Source organism: Actinoplanes aureus (genome assembly GCF_015704865.1).
Taxonomy (GTDB): Bacteria; Actinomycetota; Actinomycetes; order Mycobacteriales; family Micromonosporaceae; genus Actinoplanes; species Actinoplanes aureus.
Genome location: NZ_JADQTO010000025.1, coordinates 144878 through 169375, shown reverse-complemented (window position 1 = coordinate 169375; position 24498 = coordinate 144878). Strand labels below are relative to the sequence as shown.

General features: G+C 71.4%; 15 protein-coding genes. 7 read left to right on the top strand and 8 right to left on the bottom strand.

What is annotated here, in order from left to right:
- Nucleotides 1-417 precede the first annotated feature (417 nt).
- Together I4J89_RS37935 and I4J89_RS37930 are read left to right on the top strand one after the other, a co-directional pair.
- Nucleotides 418-1017: a hypothetical protein gene (locus tag I4J89_RS37935; protein WP_196419004.1), complete on the top strand. Its 600-nt coding sequence runs from the start codon at nucleotides 418-420 to the stop codon at nucleotides 1015-1017.
- Nucleotides 1018-1573: 556 nt separating this feature from the next.
- Nucleotides 1574-1843, top strand: a complete 270-nt coding sequence (locus tag I4J89_RS37930; RefSeq protein ID WP_196419003.1) for a hypothetical protein — start codon at nucleotides 1574-1576, stop codon at nucleotides 1841-1843.
- Between the two features lie 362 nt (nucleotides 1844-2205).
- Here the strand turns inward: I4J89_RS37930 and I4J89_RS37925 are convergent, their stop codons facing one another.
- The 5 genes from I4J89_RS37925 to I4J89_RS37905 form a co-directional block, all read right to left on the bottom strand.
- The gene (locus I4J89_RS37925; protein WP_196419002.1) at nucleotides 2206-2994 is read right to left on the bottom strand and encodes an alpha/beta fold hydrolase; all 789 of its coding nucleotides are present in this window, start codon (nucleotides 2992-2994) and stop codon (nucleotides 2206-2208) included.
- 50 nt (nucleotides 2995-3044) lie between these two features.
- Nucleotides 3045-8222 (bottom strand): diguanylate cyclase, encoded by a 5178-nt coding sequence (locus tag I4J89_RS37920; protein WP_309238654.1) that lies wholly within the window; start codon nucleotides 8220-8222, stop codon nucleotides 3045-3047.
- Nucleotides 8223-10589, bottom strand: coding sequence for a putative bifunctional diguanylate cyclase/phosphodiesterase (locus I4J89_RS50275; RefSeq protein WP_196419001.1), 2367 nt, complete (start codon nucleotides 10587-10589; stop codon nucleotides 8223-8225). It abuts the gene before it with no gap.
- A gap of 98 nt (nucleotides 10590-10687) precedes the next feature.
- Nucleotides 10688-11443, bottom strand: coding sequence for an MBL fold metallo-hydrolase (locus tag I4J89_RS37910; protein WP_196419000.1), 756 nt, complete (start codon nucleotides 11441-11443; stop codon nucleotides 10688-10690).
- Between the two features lie 68 nt (nucleotides 11444-11511).
- Entirely contained in the window at nucleotides 11512-12102 is a 591-nt protein-coding gene (locus I4J89_RS37905) for a TetR/AcrR family transcriptional regulator (protein ID WP_196418999.1), read from the bottom strand.
- A 154-nt stretch (nucleotides 12103-12256) separates the two neighbouring features.
- On the opposite strand from I4J89_RS37905, the gene I4J89_RS37900 reads away from it, so the two are divergent.
- Nucleotides 12257-13081 (top strand): hypothetical protein, encoded by an 825-nt coding sequence (locus I4J89_RS37900; RefSeq protein WP_196418998.1) that lies wholly within the window; start codon nucleotides 12257-12259, stop codon nucleotides 13079-13081.
- Here the strand turns inward: I4J89_RS37900 and I4J89_RS37895 are convergent.
- Nucleotides 13075-14343 (bottom strand): MFS transporter, encoded by a 1269-nt coding sequence (locus I4J89_RS37895; RefSeq protein WP_196418997.1) that lies wholly within the window; start codon nucleotides 14341-14343, stop codon nucleotides 13075-13077. The two genes, I4J89_RS37900 and I4J89_RS37895, sit on opposite strands and share 7 nt — an antisense overlap.
- Nucleotides 14344-14378: 35 nt before the next feature.
- Here I4J89_RS37895 and I4J89_RS37890 point away from each other — a divergent pair, with 35 nt between their 5' ends.
- Both I4J89_RS37890 and I4J89_RS37885 read left to right on the top strand, forming a co-directional pair.
- Nucleotides 14379-15011: an alpha/beta fold hydrolase gene (locus I4J89_RS37890; protein WP_196418996.1), complete on the top strand. Its 633-nt coding sequence runs from the start codon at nucleotides 14379-14381 to the stop codon at nucleotides 15009-15011.
- A 437-nt stretch (nucleotides 15012-15448) separates the two neighbouring features.
- On the top strand, nucleotides 15449-16438 hold the full coding sequence (locus I4J89_RS37885) for a TerC/Alx family metal homeostasis membrane protein (RefSeq protein ID WP_309238653.1): 990 nt from the start codon (nucleotides 15449-15451) through the stop codon (nucleotides 16436-16438).
- A 24-nt stretch (nucleotides 16439-16462) separates the two neighbouring features.
- Here the strand turns inward: I4J89_RS37885 and I4J89_RS37880 are convergent, their stop codons facing one another.
- Nucleotides 16463-19168 (bottom strand): hybrid sensor histidine kinase/response regulator, encoded by a 2706-nt coding sequence (locus I4J89_RS37880; RefSeq protein ID WP_196418995.1) that lies wholly within the window; start codon nucleotides 19166-19168, stop codon nucleotides 16463-16465.
- Between the two features lie 229 nt (nucleotides 19169-19397).
- Here I4J89_RS37880 and I4J89_RS37875 point away from each other — a divergent pair, with 229 nt between their 5' ends.
- Both I4J89_RS37875 and I4J89_RS37870 read left to right on the top strand, forming a co-directional pair.
- Nucleotides 19398-21419, top strand: a complete 2022-nt coding sequence (locus tag I4J89_RS37875; RefSeq protein ID WP_309238652.1) for a response regulator — start codon at nucleotides 19398-19400, stop codon at nucleotides 21417-21419.
- Nucleotides 21420-21536: 117 nt separating this feature from the next.
- The gene (locus tag I4J89_RS37870; RefSeq protein ID WP_309238651.1) at nucleotides 21537-23342 is read left to right on the top strand and encodes a VanW family protein; all 1806 of its coding nucleotides are present in this window, start codon (nucleotides 21537-21539) and stop codon (nucleotides 23340-23342) included.
- 44 nt (nucleotides 23343-23386) lie between these two features.
- Here I4J89_RS37870 and I4J89_RS37865 read toward each other — a convergent pair whose 3' ends face one another.
- Nucleotides 23387-24472: a class I SAM-dependent methyltransferase gene (locus I4J89_RS37865; protein WP_196418993.1), complete on the bottom strand. Its 1086-nt coding sequence runs from the start codon at nucleotides 24470-24472 to the stop codon at nucleotides 23387-23389.
- Nucleotides 24473-24498 lie beyond the last annotated feature (26 nt).

Sequence of the window (24498 nt, the reverse complement as noted above, 5' to 3'; positions counted from 1 at the left end):
TCGACCCGGCCCGCACGTCCAGGACTGCTTGATACCGCTGTTCGGTCACGCTGATCTCCACCAACACTCGGCGGAGTGTCACGCACGTCCTGATACCGATCTGTCACGCAGGTCCTGAGACCCGACAGCCGGGAGTCCGCGCTGCGGTGAGAACTTTCTATACGTCTTCAAGGCGCGGCTTCGGGGCACGGCGCTACCGCCTTCGGCTCCGCGCCGGCCCCGGCCGCGCCGCTCACAGAAGCTCAGCGCATCGACGAGGTCTTCCCGCTCTGGGTGCAGGCGGACGTGCAGACGCCGCGCCGCCCACACCCGAGTCCCTAAGATGTCGCAGTGGCCAGGAAGCCCCTAGCGCGTCGCCGATCAAGAAGCCGTCAGTCTCTCACCAGGGCTTTGTGGCCCGATCTAGTCGCGCTGCCAGTGGGCCTCGCAGCCCTCGGTGTGGCCGGCTACTCCCTCGCGGAGAACCTCGGCCTATCCAACGCCCAGGCCGTTGGCTTCGGCGCGGCCAGCGTCGCGGTCGTACTTATTTTCGGTGCGTCACTCACGGCGGTTGGATACTTTCGGGGACGGAAGGCGGCGATCGCGTCAAAAGAAGCGTTTCGCGCGGCAGCAGACCGGGTTGTTACCTCGGTCCAACCCGCACCAACGGCGGAAGCTTCGCTCGACGAAGAGCTTGCCGAAGTAGCCACATCACTTACCACGGCTGTGTCTCGTCTACGGCAACTTAGCGCTAGGGCGGAAGCATTCGAAGCTGAAGTGCAAGCACTGGTCACCCGCGCAGAGGCTGCGAAGGCGACCGCCAGCCTGCACGAAGAAGACGCTCGCCGAATCGCACAGCTCCTCGGAGCTGAAAGCGAGAGTCGCCTACGACATGAGATCGCGAAGCTGACCACCGAGCACAATGAGCAGCTCGACAAGCTGCGCCGGTCAGCCAACAGGTCGGCGCTGTGGACCTTCACCGGCGGCGTACTGCTTGGCCTCATGGGCAATGTCGTCGTGGCCCTCTGGCTGGGATGAGGCCGGCCGTCGGTCCAGGTGCCGCCTAGGCGACCACGCGCGGCGCATCCGAGCAAGCCTCCGGCGGGCAGGATCTCCGACCCTGCACCCGGATAAGGCCTCCGGCGGCCAGGGCTACCCGCCCTGGACCCGGGCGACTCTGGGATGCCAGGCCCGAGCGACACCCCACCGCACACCGAAGGCAGCCAGACCGCGTCTGTCCGGGCCAGGTCGTACGTCCGGTAGGGCGCTCCACCTGGCCCGGACAGACGCGGCCCAGCAGGGCGGAGCCTGCGCGACGGGATGCCACCACCGAACCAGACCAGCCCCCGCTCCGTTGGGGGAAATCGGGAGAAGATCCTGGGACCCTTTCCCCAGAACGACCAACGCAGACCAACAATGACTAAGGCCGCTAGCAGCGCGTATCGAAGATCGGCCACGTCGATCAACGACCCCTGCCTCATTCGGGACGAAGGAAGCGTCGGTTCATTCGCGTCCAGCCACCTTCCAGATCCGCGAGTCCGCCAGGCAAAATCATGGCCGTCGATACCAAGCGTGAGCCCGAGGGGGACATTCCGTGAGCTACGAAGACGACGGCAACGTGGCCTACGTGCCAGTGAAGGTCTACGACAACGGCCTTGCAGTGCCGATGGGCACGACGTTCCATTCCGATCGAGAGCAGACGCAAGCCTTGGTCGACTGCCTGAACGCGAAGGCCGAGACAGCAAGCGACACCAGCCGGTATCGCGTCGGAGGACTCGCTCCTCTCCGGGACGTCCCCGTAGGGCCGAACTACCACGGACCATTCCACTCACTCGACGACTCCTGCACTGCATCGCCAGCCTGATCCCTTGACATACGCGGAGGCCCACCCCCAAGGTCATCGGGCACATCCAGGGCACAACTCCGACGAGAAACCATCCGAAAACGATGGCAATCAATGGCAGGCGTTGACGCAGCTCAGATGCCCTCTCGGCGGCATCGCCGCAGGTCACCGCGACCCCATGATTGGTTCGAGATGAACTACTACGCCCACCACGATCATGGGGCCGTCTCTGGGCCGTCCGGGCCGCCACCGGGCCGTCGAACGTCAACCAACGTCGACCGGCACCGACTAGCGCTGCCGTACGAAACACCAGGTGAGCCAGCATGACCACAGCCGTAACCAGTGCAGTGATCAGGCGCCACGCCTGAACATGCACTTCAGCACTACCGACCGGTAAGGAATTCGCGCAGCGCCGAGTTGAATTCGCGCTCGGCTTCGATGTTGCACACGTGGCCGACGCCGGGGAGAACGGTGAGCGTGGAGTGACGGATCGCCGCGTGCAGCCGCTGGGCCACGTCCAAGGGCGCCCTGACGTCCTGATCGCCGTAGATCAGGAGCGTCGGCAGTTCCAGGTGCGGCAGCGCGTCACGCAGGTCTTCGGCGGATGCCTGCGCCATGGCCCGGAATCCGGCCGGGTGGAAGGCCAGCATGGCGGCACCGAACCGGTCCCGCACGTCTGATGCTGTCCCCTCGGTGAACATCGTCGGCAGCAGCGCGTCCCGGAACGCCTTCGGCTCCAGTCTGGACAGCGTATCCGCTTGTCGCAGGCGCTGCTCGGTGACCTCGGCAGACAATGACCCGGCCCAGCCCGCGTAGGCGGAGGCGAGGACGAGAGCGGCGGGTACGGCCGGGTAGCGCCGGCAGAAGTCGATGGCCAGGGACCCACCGAACGAAAGACCGACGATAGACGGCCGTTCGAGTCCGAGGCGCGCGACGAAACCGGCGAGGCAGTCGGAGTATCCCGCCATGCCGAAGGACTCGGGCGGATCGGATGAGCCTCCGGCGCCCGGCGCATCCCAGGCCACGACGGTGAACTCGTCGGACAGCGCGTCGATCTGGCGGCGCCATGTCGTCGCGCCGTCTCCCACATAGCCGTGCAGCAACACGATCGGCGGTCCGGTGCCGGCACGCTCGTACGCGATGCGCAGCCCATCGACGTCAATGGTCTCCATGCGAAACCAGTCTGGTGGCTTAACACCCGCCGGCCAAGGGGCAGGGCTGGTCAGCCGGTGACGACGCGGTTTCGGCCGGTTTCCTTCGCGCGGTAGAGGGCGTGGTCGGCCCGGGCCAGCAGTTCGTCGAGGGAGGTGTCGCCCGGTTCCAGGCGGGTGAGGCCGACACTGATGGTCACCGTGACCGGACCGGCCTGGGTCTGGACCGGCTCGGCGGAGACCGCCTGCCGCATCCGTTCGGCGAGTTCGGTGGCGTGGCCGTCGTGGTCGGGCAGGACCACGGCGAACTCCTCGCCGCCGTACCGGCCGAGCACGTCGGAGTGGCGCAGACGGGCGCGGATCCGGGCGGCCACGGTACGAATGACCTCGTCCCCCACACCATGCCCGTGCGTGTCGTTGATCGCCTTGAACTTGTCGATGTCCAGCATGGCCGCGGCAAGCTGGCGCCCGTTGCGGGACGCCGCCTGCACCAGGGCACCGGCGATCGCGTAGAAGTGCCGCCGGTTGTGCTGCCCGGTCAGTTCGTCGGTGGTGGCCAGTTCCCGGACCTTGCTGAACAGCCGCGCGTTCTCGTACGCCGCCATGCCCTGCGTCGCGAGTGCGGCCGCGACCTGACGGCTGGTGTCGTCGAGCCCAGTGCCGCCCAGCAGGACCAGCCCCGCGCATTCGTCGCGGGCGCGCAGCGGCACGGCCAGCACCACCGGCGCGCCGTCCAGCAGGCGTTCCCGCAGGCCGGCCGTCGCCGAGGGTTCGAGCAGCACCGGGGAGCCCTCCGGCCGCTCGTCCAGGTGGAAGGCGGTGCCGACCAGTTCGGCGGGCGCCTGGCCGACCACCTCGACGACCTCGCCGCCGAGGCCGAGCAGGCAGCCCGCGGTGGCGCCGAGCTGGGTCTGGAGCATGGCGCACAGCTGACGCAGCAACTGGTCGGGTTCGAGGATGGCGCTGAGCTCGGCGAGGCTGGCCCGCAGCATCTCGGCGAGCGCCTGCTGCTGCCGGGCCGCCTGCACGGCGGAGTGCAGCTGGGCCGCCCGTGCGGTCTCCAGCGACACCGCGACGTGGCTGGCCACCGCGGTCAGCACGGCGACGTCGTCGTCGGTGAAGACGCCACGGGCGAGCCGGCTGTCCAGGTAGACCACGGCCACCAGGCGTCCCTTGAACTGGACCGGCGCGACCAGGATGCTGCGCAGGCCGTGCACCACGGCACTGCGGGAGCCGAGCGCGGCGCCCTGCTCGGTGCCGGTGACCACGAGCGGCTCGGCGGTCTCGGCGACCCGCCGGACCAGGGTGGCCCCGTACTCGATGGTCTCGGCCAGGTCGCCGGAGGCGTCCCGGCCGGCGAAGCGGACCGGCTCGCCGGCGTCGTCGAGCAGGAAGAAGAGCGCACGTTCGGCGCCGAGGATGCGTAGCATCTCGTCGAGGGCGACCTGGGCCAGTTGCCGCGGGTCGAGGATCGTCGCGGCGGCCACGCTGACCTGCTGCAACGCGTCCAGGTGCCGGTTGCGGCCGGAGCTGGGCCGGCGTTCCGCGACGGTACGCCGATGCGTGCCCGCCCCCTCGTCCACGCCGAACTCGGTACGGGTCTGCCGGCGCCGCTGCTCCCAGCCGTGGAAGACGGCCAGCCCCAGGGCGAACCGGGCCTGCCGGTCGGCCTCGTTGGCCATGCCGAGCGTCCGGAACGCGCGGGCCCGGATCCGGCACACCTCGTACTGGATGAACGGTGCGTCCACCGCGCGCAGCCGGCGTTCCGCCTCGTCGGCGGTCTTGATGCAGCGCTGCAGGTCGCCGGCCACGTAGTACAGCGAGGCCCGGGTGGTGTGGTACACGGCCCGCAGCAGCGGGGTGCCGCCGACCTTGCCGAGGTCGGCAACCGCCTTGCGGGCCACGACCAGCCGCTGCGGGCGTTCTTCGTCGGAGGCGTACCGCAGCTGGATCAGCCGAGCCTGCGCCTGATAGACGTAGATCCACTTGTGCTGGGGCATCAGCTCACCGGGGCGCAGCCCGAGTGCGTAGAACTCGGCGAGCACCTCCTCGATCTGCGGGCCGACCTCGCCCTGTTCCAGCAGGACGCAGGCGGCGGCGGTGAGGATGTTGGCCCGCTGCACCCGGGTCCCGGTGCCGTCGGGGAAGGCGGCGCGCAGCCGTTTCAGTGCCGCGCCGGCCTCGCCGAACCGGCTCTGCCCGGCCGGGATCATCACGCTGAGCATGCCGAGCGAGGTGCCGAGAGCCCGTTCCGGGTCGGCCAGGTGGCCCATACCGCGCTCGAACTCACGCTCGCTCTCCGCCACGTAGCCGCGCAGCAGGAAGCGCAGGCCGAGGGTGGCGTAGCCGGGGATCAGCTGGGCCGGCACGTACCAGCGGATGTTGCGGGTGATCACTTTCTCCCAGGCGGTGCCGTCGTCGTAGCCGCCGAAGAGCAAGGCAACGCCGCGCATCCACTCCACGTAGGCGGCCAGGCCGGGATCGCCGAGCTCGGCGGCGACCCGGGCGGCGCGGCGCAGGCACCGCTCCGAGGTGCCGCGCAACTTGATCACGGCGGTCACGTACCCGATCAGCGAATAGATCCGGACGTACTCCGGGCAGGGTCCGATCCGGTTGACCGCGTACAGGCCGCGCATGGCCAGGATCGCGGCCTCACGCAGGCGCAATCCGATTCCGGCGGCATAGCCGCCGGCGTCCAGCACGGCGGTGAGCGCGGCGAGCGTTTCCCGCCGCCGGCCCCGTGCCGTTCCAAAACCCATCCGGGTACGCCGGACGAAGCCACCCGCCATGGCGATGAACAACGTCGTGATCAGGACGAGCAGTCCCCGCCCGGGCAGCGGCCGGCGGAGTTCGGCGAGGGCCGCCCGGGCCGCCTCCAGTGCCTGACCGTCGTCCCAGAGCGTGTGGTGCAGCTCGATCCGGGTGGTGAGCAGCCGGGCCCGCAGCAGCCGGTCGGACTCGCCGGCCAGCGCCCGGTCCAGCACCTCGGCACACTCGTCGAACCGGCCGGCCCGCAGGTACGCCTGGGCGAGCGGGTGCAGCAACGCGGTACCCGGCGCCGGGTCACCCGCGATGGCTTCGGCCAGGTAGTCGATCGCCTCGGCGGGCGCCTGGTCGGCGAGGGCGCGCAGGCCGGCCGCCGCGGCGCTGCGCCGGCGGGCCTCGGCCGGCACCAGGTCACCGGCGCGCCGGTGGTGCCGCGCCACCGCGTACGCGTGACCCTCGTCCCGCAGGTCCTCCGGCAGTTGCTCGAGGGCGCCCGCCAGAGCAGCGTGGATCCGCCGCAGCCCGTCCTCGTCGACCCGCTCCAGCAGCACGTCACGCAGTTGCGGGTGGACGAACGCGTACCAGCCGCCGGGCCGGGGCTCCAGCACGTGCCGGTCGACGCCGGTGGTGAGGGCCGCCACGACGTGGTCGGGTTCGCCGATGGCGAGCAGTGGCTCCGGACGGAACCGGATCCCGGCCACGGCGGCGACGGTGAGGGACTCGACGGCCGAGCCGGACAGGCCGTCGAGCCGGGTGGCGAGCAGGTCGCGGACGTCGGCGGTGGCCGGCAGCGCGTCGGCGCCCGCGGTGTCCAGCCGCCAGGTCCCCCAGAACGGGCTGAGCAGGCCGGCGTCGAGCAGCCGGAGCAGGTGGCTGACCACGGCCAGCGGGGTCCCGTCGGTACGCGTCGTCACGTACCGGGCCAGCTCGGCGGGCACTTCGGCGCCGGGCAGCCGGGAGGTGATCAGGTCGGCGACCGCCGGATCGGGCAGCGGTGCGCAGGTCACCTCCAGCACACCGGACGCGCCCACGGTGGCGGCCGGATCGGTGGCCGCGTCCGGCGCGGTGAGCAGCAGCAGGACCGGCAGACCGGGCAGCTCCGGTACGAACTTGGCGAGCAGTTGCCGGGTGCCGGAGTCGAGCTCGTGGGCGTCGTCGACGACCACGACCAGCCCGCCGGCCCGGGTGGCCAGGTCACCGAGGAAGGCGACGCCGGCCGCGAGGACGTGCTCGTCACCGCCGGGCGCCGGGGTGGCCGGCTCGGCGGCGGCCGGGCCGAGCTCGCCGAAGAGCTTGCCGATCAGGGCCGGACCGGCCACGGCGGAGGCCTCGGCGATCTGCTGCTCCACGACGGCACGCCGGTCCTCCGGCATCCGGCGGACCGTCTCCAGCCAGCCCTCGATCGCCTCGCGAGCGGCGGACAGCGGGGACTCGTCCGGGCGTCCGGTGGCCCAGAGCACCGGGACACCGTCGGTTGCGGCCTGCCGGGCGATCTCCTCGGCGAGTCGCGTACGCCCGGAGCCGGGACCGCCCCGGATCACCGCGACGCCGCCCTGCCCGGCCCGGGCCCGTTCCCAGCGCCGGGACAGGCGCCCCGCCTCGGCGTCGCGCCCGCACAGCGGCCAGCCGGTGACGGCGGGACGTTCCGCGGCCTCGCCGCCGGGGCAGCCGCGCAGGTCGGCCAGGAGTGCGCCGGCGTCCGGGTAGCGGTCGTCCGGGTCCTTGGCGAGCAGCCGGTACACCACTGCCGTGAGCACAGGGTCGACGCCGGGGCGCAGCTCGGCGATCTCCGGCACCGGCGCGGCCAGGTGCAGGCGGAGCAGCTCACCGACGTCGTCGGCCTCGAACGGCAGCCGCCCGGTCAGGCACTCGAAGAGCACGACGCCGAGCGAGTACAGGTCGGAGCGGCCGTCGACCGGGCGCTTGAGCATGCCGGACTGCTCCGGCGGCGCGTACAGGAAGGTGCCGACCGCCTCGTCGTCCGGGCTGTCGTCCGGGCCGCCGCCCAGCTGCGCCAGCCCGAAGTCGATCAGCTTGGCCGGGCGGTCCCCGGAGACCATGATGTTGCCGGGCTTGATGTCGCGGTGCACCATGCCGAGCCGGTGCGCGGCGGCCAGGCCACGAGCCAGCCGGGCGGCCAGTTCGACCACCCGCTCCTGGCTCAGCAGCCCACCGGCCAGCAGGTCGGCGAGCGAGCCGCCGGGCAGGTGCTCGAGCACCAGCGCGGGCACACCGTCGAGGTCGCCGGCCGCGAACGCGCTGACCACGGCCGGGTCGTGGATGCAGGCCAGCAGCGCCGCCTCCCGGTGGAAGGCGGACCGGATCTCGGGGTACGCCTCCGGGTCGGCCAGCGGACGCTTCAGCGCGTACCAACGGTCGCCGCGTCGGGCCCGATGGACCATCGTGAACGCGCCCCGGCCGAGCTCCTCCTCGACGTCGAGATCGGTCAGCTCCGCCGGCCGCGCCCGTCCTTTATCCGTCACCTACACACTCACTCCGCATCCGGCGTCGTTCTGCTGATCGGCTGAAAGCGGGCCGAACTGAACGATCACCGTCTCGGCGAACATCATCGCGAGCTCCGGCGCGGGGATCGGACGGGCGAAGTGGTAGCCCTGGCCGCGATCACAGCCCAGAGCCCGCAACAGGTCGGCGTGGTACGCGGTCTCCACCCCCTCGGCAACCGTGGTCAATCCGAGGCTACGCGCCAGATCGACGATCGTGCGCACCAGCGCTGTCTGCTGTGCGTCACCATCGCCGTGTCCGTTCCCGGCCGGCATGAACGACCGGTCGATCTTCAGCACGTCGATCGGCAGATCCCGCAGGTAGGCCAGCGACGAGTAGCCGGTGCCGAAGTCGTCGATCGCCACGCGTACGCCCTCGGCGCGCAACGCGGAGAGATGCACCAGCGCCTGCTGGGCGTGCCCGCCGGACCGCACCAGCACGCCTTCGGTGATCTCCAGGGTGAGCGCCGTGGCCGGCAGGCCGCTGTCCCGCAGCGCGCTTACCACCTTCCGGGTGAAGTGCGGGTCGATCAGCTGGCGCGGCGAGACGTTGACCGTCAGCGTGGTGCCCCACCGCTGGTACCAGGGGGCGGCGTCGCGGCAGGCGCGGCGCAGCACCCACTCGCCGAGGGCGACGATGAGGCCGCTGTCCTCGGCGGCCGGGATGAACCGGTCCGGGCCGATCGGCGCCTGGCCGGGCGGGATCCACCGGACGAGCGCCTCGGCCGCGGTCGGCGTTCCGTTGTCCAGGTTCACGATCGGCTGGTAGTGCACGGCGAACTCGCCGGCGTCCACCGCCGCGCGCAGCCGCTCCAGCAGGCGGATCCGTTCGCCCTGCTCGTCGCGCATGGCGACGTCGAACAGGGCGGCACAGTCCTTGCCGGCGGCCTTCGCGGCGTACAGGGCCAGGTCGGCGTCGGCGAGCAGCTGCACGGCGTCCGAGCCGGGTTCGATCACCCGTACGCCGACGCTGGCGGTCACGTGCAGCACCTGGTCACCTGCGGTCAGCGGGCGGCGCATCGCGTCGACCAGCGGCTCGCCGCCGCTGCCGGGTCCCACCAGCAGGGCGTACTCGTCACCGCCGAGCCGGGCCACGTGCTCCCCGGCGCCGAGCAGGCCGGTGAGCCGCTCGGCGACGGCGATCAGCAGGGCGTCCCCGGTCGGGTGCCCGAGACGCTCGTTGACGTCTTTGAAGCCGTCCAGGTCCAGCAGGAGCAGCACCCCGCCATCGCCACCGGCGGCGGCCTCGGCGATCAGGCGGGTCATCTCCACCCGGTTGGGCAGCCCGGTGAGCGCGTCGTGCCGCGCCTGGTGGCTCAGCGAGCGCTGGAGCTCGGCCTGCTCACGCAGGGCGTCCCGCAGCCGGCCGGCCCGCCGGTTCGCCGTCCACGTGGCGTGGCTGGAACGGATGACCAGCAGGACCGCGGTGAGGGCGGTCGCCGCGAGTGGCAGGACCAGGTCGACGTGGTCGAGGTCGTGGCCCTTCTCCTCGCCGGTGACCAGGTACGTCGTGGCGACCGGCCCGACCAGGACGAGCGCCGCGTTGAGCGCGACCGTACGCCAGCTCTGCCCGCTCCCGGCGTGCTCCTCCGTGCCGGTCGGCGCGGACGTGTCGGGATGCAGCGCCGCCGCCCCGATCAGCAGCAACGCCAGCACCCAGCCGGCGGCGCTCCAGGCCGGGCCGGCCCAGGATCCACCGTTCGCGGTCGCGATGAAGTAGACGACGTCGGCGGCGGTGAGCACCACCGTGGCGGCGACGAGCATCCAGTCGGACCGGGTGAGCCGCCGCAACGCCACCACCAGCCGGGTCACCGCGGCGAGCATCAGCAGGTCAAGCCACGGGTAGGCGATCACGCTCGGCGCGCCCGGCCACGGACCGTGATCATGAACGAAGGGGTCGTAGAGCAGCACCCAGACCAGCACGGTCCCGGTGCAGAAGGCGATACCGGCCTCACTCACCCCGGACCACCGTGAGGCGATCCGGTCGCCCGGCAGGGCGAGCAGGCCGATCATGAGCAGCACGTACATGCTCAGGTAGAGGATGTCGACGGCGGAGACCCGCATCGCGATGGGCTGCCCGACGGCCAGGCCGACGGCCCAGATCGTGTTGGCGGCGCAGGAGCAGACCACCGCGGCGGCCATGGCCCGCCACGGCCACCGGATGTGCCGGTGCAACCTGGTCCCGGCCACCACCGCGGCGAAGGCCGCGCCGGAGGCGAGAATGTACGCGATCTGGCGGCTGAAATCGTCCATCAGCGGCGCGGCGACCGCCACGAGCAGGCCGATGATCAGGCACAACATCCAGGCATGACGCCGCAGATGGGTGGCGCTGCGCGAACTCCGGTTCACCGGCGAACCCCTCCGTAGCCTGCTCCGACCGGCTTACCATGACCCGCCCGGGGTGCGGACCGGTTGCATCCCGGGCACCGTCACGGAGCGGCGGCGGCTCAGAGGGTGGCGGCCAGTTTCTGCAGCGCCTCGGCCGCGCCGGTGGTCAGCGGTTCGCCATGGCCCGGCAGGATGACCTTGACCTGGAGCGCCGCGAGCTTCTTGACGGACGCGGCCGCCTGGTCCTGGTTCTCGGTGTACTGCGGTGAGGAGCCCTCCAGCCCGTTCTCGTTGCGCAGCGCGTCGCCGGCCACCAGGACGCCCGTCGACGGCTCGAAGATCGACATATGCCCGGCGGTGTGCCCGGGCGTACCGATGATCCGTAACCCGAAGACCTCGTCGCCGTCGGCGATCGCGGTCATCGGCTTCTCGGCGTTGATCCCGGTGATGTCGGCCTGCCCGGCGTAGAGCTTGCCGGAGACCAGCGGCGCCACCCCGGCGAGTCCACCGGCGTGGTCCTGATGCTGGTGGGTGAGGATGACGTGCTTCACCGCGGCCCAGTCGCTGCCGGCCGCCTTCAGCGCGTCACCGATCGCGGTTTCCGAGCCGGCCGTGCCGGTGTCCACGACGGCCGCCTCCCCACCCCGGATCAGCAGGTACGCCGAGACGAAATTGAGGTTCACCCGCTGCCAGTCGCCGGCCACCGCGGCGCCGCCCGACGAGGACGCGGCGGCCGGCGTCCCCGGTGCGGTGCTGCCGGAGGCGGCCGGGTCGTCCGAGTTGGAGCAACCGGTGAGAGTGTTGAGGACGGTCACGCCGAGCACACCGGAGCCGGCGGTGAAGAGCAGTCTGCGGGTGAGTCTGAAGTCACTCATCCCCCCATCCTCAGCGCGCCCGCCGAGGCGTGGGGGGCGGGCCGCGGGGATCGTTGCCCGATCGACGCTCAGCGCAGCCAGGGTCGCAGGCAGTAGTCGATCATCCGCAGCTGGCGGGCCGGATCGGCCAGATCGGACCCCATGATCGCGTGCACCTGCTGGCCGACCGCGATCGACAACAACACGTCGATCACGTCGTCGACCGGGGTGCCGGGATCGAGCCGGCCGTCCTGCACCGCCTCGGCGAGATGCCGGCCCAGCAGGTCGTGCCAGTACTCGTCGACGTCGGCGCGGGTTGCCGCGATCTTGTCGTTGGCGGCCAGCCGGCCCCAGAAACCGACCACGACGTACGCCTCGTCGACGGTCTCCTTCTCCAGCGGCAGGATCTCGCGCAACATCGCGTGCACCGCGTCCAGCCCACGCAGCTCGGCCGTGGCCGCCGCGATCCGCGCGTTGGTCCGCTCGGTGATCCGCTGATAGGCACCGGCCGCCACCGCGTCGTACCCGTCGAAGTAATGCCAGAGCGCCCCCGTGCCGACGCCGAGCTCGGCCGCGATGGCCCGGGTGGTCGCGGCGGGCAGCCCGTCGCGGGCGACGACGGTCAGGTACGCCTCGATGATCTCGTCGCGCCGCTGGTCGTGATCGACGATCTTGGGCACTCTTCTCCCTCCGGGAAACGTTGGAGAGGCTACCCGCCGTGCCGGAAGTGTTGCGCACCTGACAGTCCACAACGGGTCTGCGGGACACACGCCGCCATCGATGCCCGGCATGCTGAGCCGACACGGGTGGAAGTGAGTTGTTTCGAGGTGAGCAATGACTATCGCGTTGCGGCCGGCGGGCACCGACGAGGAGGACCGGGTCATCGCCCTGGTCAGCGAGCTGACCGCCGAGGTGGTTCAGGAGGCACCGCCGCTGGTCGTGAGCCGGCGTGCCACCGACGACGGGCCGGTGGCGGTGCCGGCCCTCGACGAGGTGCTCGATCGGGTACGCGATCTGTGGCTGCGACGCCTGAGCCCCGCTGACCGGCTCGCCGTGCACGTGGCCGCGCTGCACCGCTCGCCGCGGCCGACGCCGGTGTCCGCGGCCGTGATCGCCTGCCGCCTCGCTGCCGACTGCGGGCACCCCGTCCAGCTGCCCGAGTTCACCTCGATGACGTGCGGGACGGTGAAACCCGGCCGGCGCGGGGTGTGGTCCGCCGAGGTCGGCACCCGGCCGTACGGGATCGGGCAGATCGGCGACTACGGCAGCATCCGGGCCGCGAACGCCGCCGTCTGGGACACCATCGAGACCAACCGGGAGACGGTACGGGCCCGGATGCGTGCGGCGTCGCCCCTGCTGGCCGGGGTGGCCGGGCGAGCGTGGGAGGAGCCGCAGGTCAGTGTCTGGGCCACCGCCGAGCAACGGGACTCCGACGATCCGGACCTGGTGACGATGCACCAGATCGCACACCGGGCCCGGGTGAGCGTCACCCGCGCCGACCGGTGGCGGGCCGAGTTCCCCGCCTTCCCGTCGCCGGAACCGGGCACCTCGGTCTGGTTCTGGCCGCTGGTGCGGCGGTGGCTGACCGACACCGGCCGGACGCCCGCCGACGGCTTCGCCGCGGACCGGCCGGTGCTGCCACGCGAGCTCGGTTACTGAGCGGGGTCCGGCCCGGTCATGACGAGAAGCAGGAGAGCGATCACCTGCGTACCGGCGAGCACCACGGCGAGCAGCGTGATCGAGTAGTCGTAGAGGCCGCCGGCGAGGGCGCCGCCGGCGATCGCGGCGACACCCTGGATCGCGGCGAACACCCCGTAGGCGGTGGCCCGCCGGCTGCCCGGGACCAGATCGGCGACGAGCGCCTTCACGGTGGAGTCCTGCACGCCGACGGCCGCGCCCCAGAGCAGGGTTCCGGCGACGATGGCGGTGACGCTGCCGGACAGCGCGAGCGCGGGGGTGCCGGCGGCCAGGACCGGGAGGGCGTACAGGACCCGGGCGCCCCAGCGGTCGTAGAGATAGCCGCTGGCCAGGGCCGCCACGGCACCGGCGGCCATCGCGCCGGCGTACAGGACGGGCACCGCGGCGAGCGGGATCCCGCCGGTACGACTCGCGTGATAGGAGATCAGGCCGAACGTGACCAGACCGGCGGTGGAGGCCGCGGCGGCGGCGGCGAACCAGTAGAACCGGCGGGGAAGCGGACCGGCCGCCGCACTCACCGGGGCATCGGGCCGGGGCGCCGGGCCGGGAAACCGCCGCCGCATCCACACCAGCAGCACCATGGCGACGGCGCCGGGGACGGCGAGTACGGCGAGCGCCGGCCAGACCGTACCGGCGAGCGCCACCAGGGCGGCCACCAGCAGCGGGCCGGCGAACGCGCCGATCTGGTCGAGGGCCTTGTGCACCGCGAACCCGCGGCCCCGGCCCACCGCGCCGGCCGCCTCGGCGAGCAGCGTGGACTTCGCCGGGCTGCGGATCGCCTTGCCGATCCGCTCGGTCACGATCAGGGCGGCGGCGACGGCCAGACCGGCGGCGCCCAGGGCGGGGGTCAGGGCGAGCAGGGGTACGCACACCGCGGTCAGCCCGTACCCGGTGATGGTGAGCGCCCAGTACCGCGCGGTCCGGTCGGCGAGCGGGCCGGAGACCAGACGCAGCAGCAGGGCGGCCGCCTCGCCGGTACCGGTGATCAAGCCGACCGCGAGGGCGGACGCGCCGAGCGTGGCGAGCAGCGGGCCGGTGATCGAGCGGGCGCCCTCGTACACCATGTCGGCGGCGAGGCTGACCACCCCGAAGGCGGCGATCGCCCGCCACGGTGTCAGCCGGGGGCGCGCGAGTTGCTCCGTCACGTGAACTCCTCCGGGGGAATTTCGACCCCGCACATCATCGCGCCCGTAGTGAACCGGTAAGCGTTTCCCCCAACGCATGTTTGGCGTCCCCCAGGAACAGGAAGACGGTGCTCATGCATCCCCAACCCCCGCGCCGCACCACGCACGCCTACGGCACCCCGGTGAACCGGCTCGTCTACGACCGCTGGGGCGCGTACGGACGCCCGGTCGTCCTGCTGCACGGCCTGCTCTACGACCGCACGATGTGGTGGCCGGTCGCGGCCGACCTCGGCAACGCGTGCAGTGTCGTCGCCGTCGACCTGCCGGGGCACGGGCAGTCGGCGCCGCGCGGCGACTACGACCTGGAGTCCCTGGCCCGGGACCTGGCCGTGCTGATCGCCGGTCTCAACCTGCACCGGGCCCCGGTGATGGTCGGGCAGGGCGAGTCCGCGCTGCTCGCCCAGGCGTTCGCGGACTCCTACGCGACCCGGGCCGTGGTGACCCTGGACGAGCCGGTGGCCGGGCTGCCGGACACCGTCGAGCAGCATCTCGCGACCGCTGACCTGGGTACCATTCCCGCGCCCTACCGGCAGTTCGCCGTCGCCCGGCCGGACGCGACGCTGCTCCGGGCGTACCAATGCTGGTTCAAGCTGCCGGATGCCGGCCGTGCGCGGCCGCACCCGGTCTCCGCGGTCCGGCCGCGCTGCCGTTTCCCGCACCTGCGCTCGCCGGCGTCCTTCGCGGCGACCCTGCGCGACCTGCTGTGACCGAAACAGCCCGGGCGGAGGATCCGCCCGGGCTGGATATCAAGTGTGCCGATGGTGGAAGCGCGCCCGGTGATGGCCGTGTCCGTGCCGGCGTGGTGGTGGTAGTAGTGCGGCACTGCTGATCACTATGCAGAGGATCAGCATCGCGCCGACCAAGATGTCGATCAGCATGTGCGAGACCTCCTGATTAGCCCGGATTTATCACGGTCCTCCGCGAGCTACCGCACGTCAACCCGATCCGGTTTATTTCGCGGTTCGGCATGGTTGCCGACCGGCCGAGTGCCTAAGCTGCCCGTGAGGGGAGTACCTCCACACAGAGCGTGGCGGTCACCACGGGCACGCCGAACGTGCCCCCGTGCGCTCGCCCGCGAGCCTGCGACGTCCGTCGCGGCGGGTGAGGGAGACCTCGGACGACAACGCGTGTCCGAGGAGGCCCAGTGCTCCAGTTGCCTGACTCAACCCTGCCCTCAATCGCTTCCGCCCAGCTATGGGCGATCACCATCGCGGTGCTGCTGGCGCTGCTCGCCGCCGATTTCGCGGTCACCCGCCGCCCGCATGAGGTGGCGATGCGCGAGGCGGTCGGGTGGTCGATCTTCTATCTCGCGCTGCCGGCCGCGTTCGGCGTCCTCATCTGGCAGGTGTACGGGCGCCGGCCCGGGATCGAGTTCTACACCGGGTACGTGGTGGAGAAGTCCCTGTCGGTCGACAACCTGTTCGTCTTCGTGCTGCTGCTGGCGGCGTTCGCGGTGCCGCCGGCCCTGGCTCAGCGGGTGCTGCTCTACGGCATCGCCGGTGCGCTGGTCATGCGGGCGATCTTCATCGCCGCCGGTGCGGCGGTGCTGCAGACCGGCGCCTGGGCGTTCCTGCTCTTCGGGGCGGCACTGCTGGCCACCGCGGTGAAGGTGCTGCGTGACGCGATGCGCCACGAGCGGTATCACGTCGACATCGACACCATGCGCAGCGTGCGGCTGATGCGCCGGTTCATGCCGGTGACCGGCGACTATCACGGTGGCCGGCTGACTGTCCGGCTCGGCAGCCGGCGCGCGCTGACGCCGCTGGCCCTGGTGGTGGTCGCCGTCTTCATGACCGACCTGGTCTTCGCCGTCGACTCGGTGCCCGCGGTGTACGGGGTGACCGAGGACCCGTACCTGGTCTTCGCCACCAACGCGTTCGCCCTGCTCGGCCTGCGGGCGCTGTACTTCGTGCTGCGCAACGTGCTGGACCGGCTGCGGCACCTGGACTACGGACTGGCGATCATCCTGGCCTTCATCGGGGTGAAGCTGGTGCTGCACTGGGCGCACAAGGTCTGGCCCGCGGTCCCGGACATCCCGACCGAGCTGTCGCTGGTGGTCATCGCCGTCACCCTCGCCGCCGTGACGGTCACCAGCCTGGTCGCCAACCGCCGGGAGGCGGTTGGCGCTCGCTGACGGGTCAGGCGCGGTTCCCGGCTCTTACGCGGAGGTGGCCTCGCTGAACCGGGGACGGATCTGATCCACCGCTTCCCGGGTGATCTCGATGAGGGGGCGGGCCCGGGACAGCGAGGCCACGGCGGCATCGAGGTCACCGGAGCGCGCGTCGGTCTCGAGGCGGCCGCAGGCGTCGGTGGCCGCGCCCGCCCCGAGGTTCGCCATGATGCCCTTGAGCTGGTGCGCCTCGGTCCGCAGCGTCTCGGCGTCGTCGAACGCGAGCGCGTGGATGATCCGGTCCAGGTGTTCGGGGATCTTCTCGGCCAGCGCGCCGAGCAGCCCGTTCAGCGCTTTCGCGGTGACCACCGGGTCGGGCCCGCGGAGCTGGTCGAGCCGCTGTCCGATCTCGGCGACCACGGAGCCCAGGTCCGGTACCGGCACCCGGCTGGTCCACCGCTGGAGCACCCGCGCCACGTCAGCCGGGATGAGCGGCTTGGCGATGTGCCCGTCCATGCCGGCGGCCAGGCAGCGGGCCCGGTCCTCGGGGAGCGCACTGGCGGTCAGCGCGATGATCGGCACGTGGTGGCCCTCCGGTTCCCGCCGCCGGATCTCCTCGGTGGCGGCGTACCCGTCCATCTCCGGCATCAGGCAGTCCATGAAGATCGCCTGGTACTCACGCCGGCTCGCGTACTCGACCGCCTCCACGCCGTTGACCGCGACGTCGGCGCTGTAGCCGAGGTTGGCCAGGATGCCCAGGGCCACCGTGCGGTTGATGTCGTTGTCCTCCACCAGCAGCAGGTGGCCACGGCCGAGCGGGGCGTCGGTGGTGGCGCCGATCGCCTGATCCCCGGCGTGCCCGGTCAGTACGCCGACCAGCGCGTCGTAGAGCTGCGACTGCCGGAGCGGCTTGGCGAAGGCCGCCGAGAACCGCCCGGAGTCCGGTTCCTCGGGCAGGTGGTGAGCGTCGTCGGCGAGCAGGATGGTTCTCGGCGGCGGGCAGCCCTCCGGGGCGATGGTCAGACCGGTGATCTCCAGCCCGTCGTTACGGGCCGTACCGATGTCGACGATGACCAGGTCCATCGGCCGGCCGGCCGCGGCCGCGTCACGCAGCGCGGCCCCCGCGCTGACCGTGTCCTCGGTGCCGGTCGCCTGCATGGACCAGGCGGCGAGCTGCTCGGCGAGCACACCGCGGTCGTTCGCGTCGCGGTCCACGATGAGCACGCGCAGGCCGTCGAGCGAGTGCCGTTCGGAGAGGTCGAGGTCGTCGCGGGCGGTGCCGACCGTGACGGTGAACCAGAACGTGCTGCCGTGTCCCGGCTCGCTCTCCACCCCGATCTCGCCGCCCATCAGCTGGACCAGGTCGCGGCTGATGGCGAGGCCCAGTCCGGTGCCACCGAACTTGCGGGTGGTGCCGGCGTCGGCCTGGGTGAACGCCTCGAAGAGCAGTTCCTGCTGGTGTTGGTCGATGCCGATGCCGGTGTCGCGCACCTCGAACCGGATCGGCACCGCATCCGGGCCGGCCGGGAGCCGGTCGTCGCGGGCGGCGATGACGGTGACCTGTCCCCGGCTGGTGAACTTGACCGCGTTGCCCGCCAGGTTGAGCAGCACCTGGCGCAGCTTGGCCGGGTCGCCGCAGACGGTGTCCGGCAGACCGGGCTCGCAGACACCGGTCACGGTCACCGAGTCCCGGGTGTCCGCCGGCGCGACGAGCGACACCACGTCGTCGATGAGCCGGCTGACCTCGAAGTTGGCCTCCTCGAGAAGGACCTTGCCGGCCTCCAGCTTGGAGAAGTCCAAAATGTCGTTGATCACCGAGAGCAGCGCCGAGCCGGCGGTGTTGATGCCTTCGGCGTACCGGCGCTGCTTGTCGTCCAGCGGCGAGCCGAGCAGCAGACCGGTCAGGCCGATCACCCCGTTCATCGGGGTCCGGATCTCGTGGCTCATCGACGCCAGGAACTGCGACTTCAGGCGGGCCGTCTCGATCGCCTGGTCACGGGCCTCGGCCAGGGCCAGCTCGGTCTGCCGGCGGGCGGTGATGTCGCGGACGAAGCCGTGGAAATGCACGCCGCCGTCGTGGCCGATCCGCCACATGGTCAGCTCGACCGGGATCTCGTGGCCGTCCCGGTGGGTCGCGGCGATCTCGGTCGGCCGGTCGAGCACCCAGTCCCACCGGCCGTCCAGCAGCCGTTCCAGCGGGCCGACGTAGCGGGCCGGCAGGATGGTGCCGGCCACCTTGCGGCCCAGGACCTCATCGCGTGACCAGCCGAAGACGTGCTCGGCCTGCCGGTTCCACTCGGCGATCACGCCGTCACCGTCCATGGTGAAGAACGGGTCGCTGGCCGCCTGCATGATCATTTCGAGCTGTTCGCGCTCCACGCGGAGGCGCTGCTCGGCCTGCACCCGCGCGGTGATGTCGTGGGCGACGGTGGACGCGCCGATCACCGTGCCGTCGGTGTCGCGCATCGGGGCCATGCTCAGCGACACCTCGATGATGCTGCCGTCCTTGCGCTGGCGGCGGGTCTCGTAGCGGCTCAGCGCCTGCCCGCCGAACACCCGGCCGAGCAGCTCCTTCTCCTCGCCGAGCCGGTCCGGCGGCAGCAGCCGGGTGACGTCGCTGCCGACCATCTCGTCGGCGGTGTAGCCGTACAGCCGCTCGGCGCCGGGATTCCAGGTGTGGACCGTGCCGTCGAGGGCCTTGCTGACGATCGCGTCCTGCGATGCCTCCACGATCGCGGCCAACCGGGCGTTCACGTGGGTCTGGACGCTGAACTGAGTGCGCGGCTGGACGGCCTGGCCCCGGCGCCTGCGGCGAAGCGCTGTGGCACCGACCGCCAACACCGCCGCGGCGAATGCCCCGAAGATCAACACACCTGCTCCAGAAGACGAATCCGATTCAGCATCACCGTACATGTGATGATTTTCTGCTTTAGCCTTATTCCGGACATAAGCTCTCAGACGACGACGGGCAGAGGGAGACGCCGTGGCGACAGTGATGGTCGTCGACGACGTGGCCGCCAACCGGGACATCGTGCGCATGCTGCTCGGCTACCGGGGTCACGAGGTCATCGAGGCGCGCGACGGAGCCGACGCGCTCCGGCTGGCCCACGTCCACCACCCCGACGTCGTCGTCTCCGACGTGCTCATGCCCGGCATCGACGGCCTGGAACTGGTCCACCGCCTGCGTACCGACCCGGACCGGCAGACCGCGCAGGCGCCGGTGATCTTCTACACCGCCAACTATCTGGAGCCGGAGACCCGGCCGATCGCCGAGGCGTGCGGGGTCAGTCAGGTGGTGCTGCGCTCGCAGGATCCGCACACGCTGCTCGACGCGGTGGACGAGGCCCTGGCACACGGCCCGGTCACCGTCGAGGTCCCGGCCGCCGACGAGACGTTCACCCAGGCCCACCTGCACGCGGTCAACGCCAAGCTGATCGAGAAGGTGCGTGCCCTGCACGACACCGAGCGCCGCTTCGAGGCGATGGCGATCGCCTCGCCGGTGGGCATCGGCATCATCGACCGGCACGGCAACGCCGACTACATCAACCCGCGCCTCGCCGAGATCATGCAGGTGTCGCTGGACGGCTTTCTCGGCCAGGGCTGGCTGACCTGCCTGGACACCAGCGCGCAGGACGCCGCTCTCAGCCTGCTGCACGGCGCCGGCGACGTCAGCGAGCTGAAGTTCGACCACCGGATCACCTGGCCCGACGGCACCACCCGCCGGCTGCGGCTGCACCTGCGGCAGATCCGCGACGACGAGGACGGCCAGTTGGCCGGTGGCGTGCTCATGGTCGACGACGTCACCGACCTGGTCTCCGCGGAGGAACGGCTGCGCGAGGAGACCCTGCGCCGGCAGGAGGAGACCCGGCACCGCGACGCCGAACGGCTGGACGCCCTGCGCCGGATGGCCGGTGGCACCGCGCACGACTTCAACAACATCCTCGGCGCGATCATCGGGTACGCCAACCTGGCCATCGAGACCATCGGCGACGCGCAAGGCGAGGGCACCATCCCGTCGGAGACCGCTGAGTCGCTGCTCGGCGACCTCGGGCAGGTCGTCAAGGGCGGCGAACGGGCCAAGACGCTCACCCAGCAGCTGCTCGCCTTCGGTCGGCGCGACATCACCCAGCCGACCTCGTTCAACATGAACACGCTGCTGCGCGACACCTCCGACACGCTGCGCGCCGCGGCCGGCAAGGGCACCGACCTGGTCCTCGATCTGGATCCCAGCCTGCCGGACGTGCAGGCCGATCCCGCGCAGATCTCCCAGGCGGTGCAGAACCTGGTCCGCAACAGCGTGGAGGCCATGCCGTCGGGCGGCACCGTCACGATCACCACCGTGCTGGAGGACGACCACGTCGTACTCCACATCCGGGACACCGGCACCGGCATGCCGCAGGACGTCCTGGACCGCGCCTGCGAGCCGTTCTTCAGCACCAAGCCCACCGCCGGCACGGCCGGCCTCGGCCTCTCCACCGCGCAGGGCATCGTGAGCCAGGCCGGTGGCCAGCTCACCCTGCTCTCCCGGGAGGGGTACGGCACCACGGCCACCTTCGCCCTGCCGGCCGCTGTCACCACTCCCGCCGCCCCACCGCCCGCCGACACGCACCAGGCCGACCCGGGCGGCGAGACCCTGCTGCTCGTCGACGACGAGGCCGCCCTGCTCCAGGTCACCGCCCGCATCCTCAGCGGCGCCGGCTACCACGTGCTGACCGCCGCCGACGGCGCCGAGGCGCTGAACGTCCTGGAACAGCACCCCGGGCACGTGTCGGCCCTGGTCACCGACGTGGTGATGCCCGGCATGAACGGCCGCCAGCTGGCCCAGATCGCCACCGCGCGGCAGCCGAACCTCACCATCGTCTTCGTCTCCGGGTTCGCCGAGGCGCTCTTCGACGAGCAGGGCAACAACCTGGAACCGGGTTCCACCATCCTGGCCAAGCCGTACAACCGGGAAACGCTCGTCAGCACGGTACGGTCGGCGCTGAGCGCGGCCCACCACAGCTGACCCACAGGTCATCGGGGCCCGGCGTCGACTACGATGCTTTGCCCGCGGCGTAATCGGCGTCCGCGAATACGTCCATACCCGGACGTAGCGCCCACCGACCCCCGGAAGGACGCCCCGGTGACCACTGCCAGTGACCGACCGCCCACCGCAGCGGACACAGCGACCGTCCACCTGCCGCACCAGGCGACCCCGACGCACGACAACATCGGTGCCCCACCGGAACCGCCCGCGCCGCCGGCCGGGCGGCGCGGCCGCAAACTGCTGATCGCAGGCGTCACCGTGCTGGCCCTGATTGCGGGCGCCGGGGTGGCCGCGAACTGGGCCTTCCAGGGCGAGGTCCCGCGCGGCGTCTCGGTGCTCGGGGCCGACCTCGGCGGGCTCAGCCGGGCCGCGGCGGCCGCCGCGCTGCGCGAGCACCTCGCGGCGGACCAGAAGCTCACCGCACCGGTCCAGGTCCGGATCGACGGCGCCGGCAAGACCGCCACCGTCAAGCCCGCCGACGTCGGCCTGGTGGTCGACGTCGAGGCGACCGTCGACGCCGCGGCCAAGGGCCGGCCGGAACTGTTCGGCGAGCGGACCGTGACCCCGGTCATCGCCGTCGACCAGGACCTGCTGGACGCCGCACTGCGCAAGGCGGCCGGCAAGTTCGGCACGGCGATGCGCAAGCCCGCCGTCGTCTTCGACGGTGTCACGCCGCGCGCCGTACATCCGGAGCCCGGCCGCGACCTCGAGCCGGCCCGCTCGGCCGAGGCGCTGCGCGCCGGATGGCTGGGCGGCGGAACGGTCACCGTCCCGCTGGTCGAGGTGCACCCGGTGACCACCGCGGCGGAGGTGGATCAGCTGCTGGAGACGGTCGCCCGCCCGGCGGTCTCCGGCCCGGTCACCGTCACCTCGGAACGCGGCACGCTGAGCATCCCGCCGGCGGCCATCGCGCAGAGCCTGGTGCTCACCGCGGACAAGACCGGGAAGATCGAGCCGCGCATCGACGACAAGAAGCTGCGGGCCGCCGTCGCCGCGCCGCTCGGCAAGCTGGAGGCGCAGGCTCGCGACGCGAGCTTCACCTTCGCCGGCGGCAAACCCAAGATCGTCGCGGGCACCGAAGGCATCACCCTCGATCTGGCGGCCGCGGCGCCGCAGCTGCTCACCGCCGTCAAGAGCACCAGCGATCGTACGGTGGAAGCCGCCCTGACCAAGGCGGAGCCGAAGCTGACCACGGCCGACCTGGAGAAGCTCGGTGTAACGGAGAAGGTCTCCACGTTCACCACGAAGTTCACCGGCGGCCTGTCCTCGTCGCGGAGTCAGAACATCGTGCAGGCCGCGAAGCAGGTCCGGGGCGCCCTGGTGCTGCCCGGCAAGATCTTCTCACTGAACAAGCACACCGGTGAGCGCAGCTACAAGCAGGGCTACAAGGACGCGCCGGTGATCCTGAACGGCAAGCTGGTCCCGGGCGTCGGCGGCGGCGTCTCGCAGTTCACCACGACGCTGTTCAACGCCACCTACTACGCCGGGCTCGAGGACGTCGAGCACAAGCCGCACTCGTACTACTTCGACCGGTACCCGGCGGTCATCGAGTCGACGATCTTCTACCCGGACCTGGACTTCCGGTTCAAGAACGACAGCCCGCACGGCGTGCTTCTCGACACCAAGTGGACCAGCAACTCGATCACCGTGTCGGTGTGGAGCACCAAGGTCTGGGACAAGGTGACCACCGAGTACAGCCCGCGGCGCAACATCACCTCACCGCAGACCATCACCCTGCCGGACGGGCCGAACTGCATCGCGACCGGCGGGCTGCCCGGCTTCACCCAGGACGCGTTCCGTCTGTTCCACCGCGACGGCAAGGTGGTCAAGCGGGAGAAGTTCACCTGGAAGTACGACGCCGAGCCGAACTACGTCTGCGGCGGCGCCGAGTCGGCTGACTGACCCGGAACGGCCCGGCCGGAGCCGGGCCGTTCAACGCTTCTCCACTACTGCTTGGTCGCCGAGACGACCAGGTTGAAGCCGGTGTCGGCGGCCAGGATCGGGTTGGCGAACCCGGCACCGGCGAGCAGCTCCAGGCGCTTGGCCGGACCACCCGCGGTGCCCAGCCCGTACGCGCCCGGCTGGGCCAGCGAACCCGGAGTGCACAGGGCGGTCGACGACGCGTACCCGATCCGGGTGATCGGCATGCCGATCGTGGTGGTGAAGTCGTCGGCCGACCACGGCTCCACGGCGACCACGATGCCGCCCGGCGCCAGCGAGTCGTACGCCGACTTCAGCGCCGCCGCCGGGTCACCCAGGTCGTGCAGCGCGTCGAAGAAGACCACCACGTCGAACTGCCCGTAGCGGGCGATCTCCGCCGAGTCGGCCACCTGGAACGAGACGTTCGCCGGGCTGCCGGCCTCGATGGCACGGGCCCGGGCCGTGGCGATCGCCGGCTCGTGGTTGTCGAAACCGGTCACCGTGCCGGCCGGCCAGGTGTTGCCGATCAGCAGCGTGGCGAAGCCGTGCCCGCAGCCGACGTCGGCCACCCGGGCGCCGGACTCCAGCTTCCCGACCAGCCCCGGGACGGCCGGGAACCAGGTCTGGGCCAGGTGGTTGACGTAGGCCGTACGGAAGTAGCGCTCGATGCCGTGGTGCGTGCAACCCGGCACCTCCTCGTAGGGCAGGCCGCCGTTGCCGCGGAAGGCGCCCTCCAGCTGGTCCAGCGAGAGGTAGTGGCCCGCGATGATCTCGCCGGCCGCGACCAGGTACGCCGGCGAGTCCAGCACGGACAGCACGAGAGCGTGCTCCATGGGCAGTTCGAAGGTGTCCCCCTCGACCGTGACGTACCCGGAGACCGCCTGCTGCCGGAGCCACTCGGTGACCAGGCGCGGGTGCAGGCCGGTCTGCGCGGCGAGCTTCTCGGCGGTGACGCCTCCAGCGCCGGTCATCGCCCGGAACAGGCCGAGCCGGTCGCCGAGAACGGTCATCACGGTGCTCGCGGCGCCGGCGATGTCGGTGATCATCTGTCCGACGAAGGCCTCCACGCGGGCCTCGTCGATGGTCGGGGTCTGCTGTGTATCTGTCGTCATGCCCTTACCGTGCGGGCCGGGCCTTG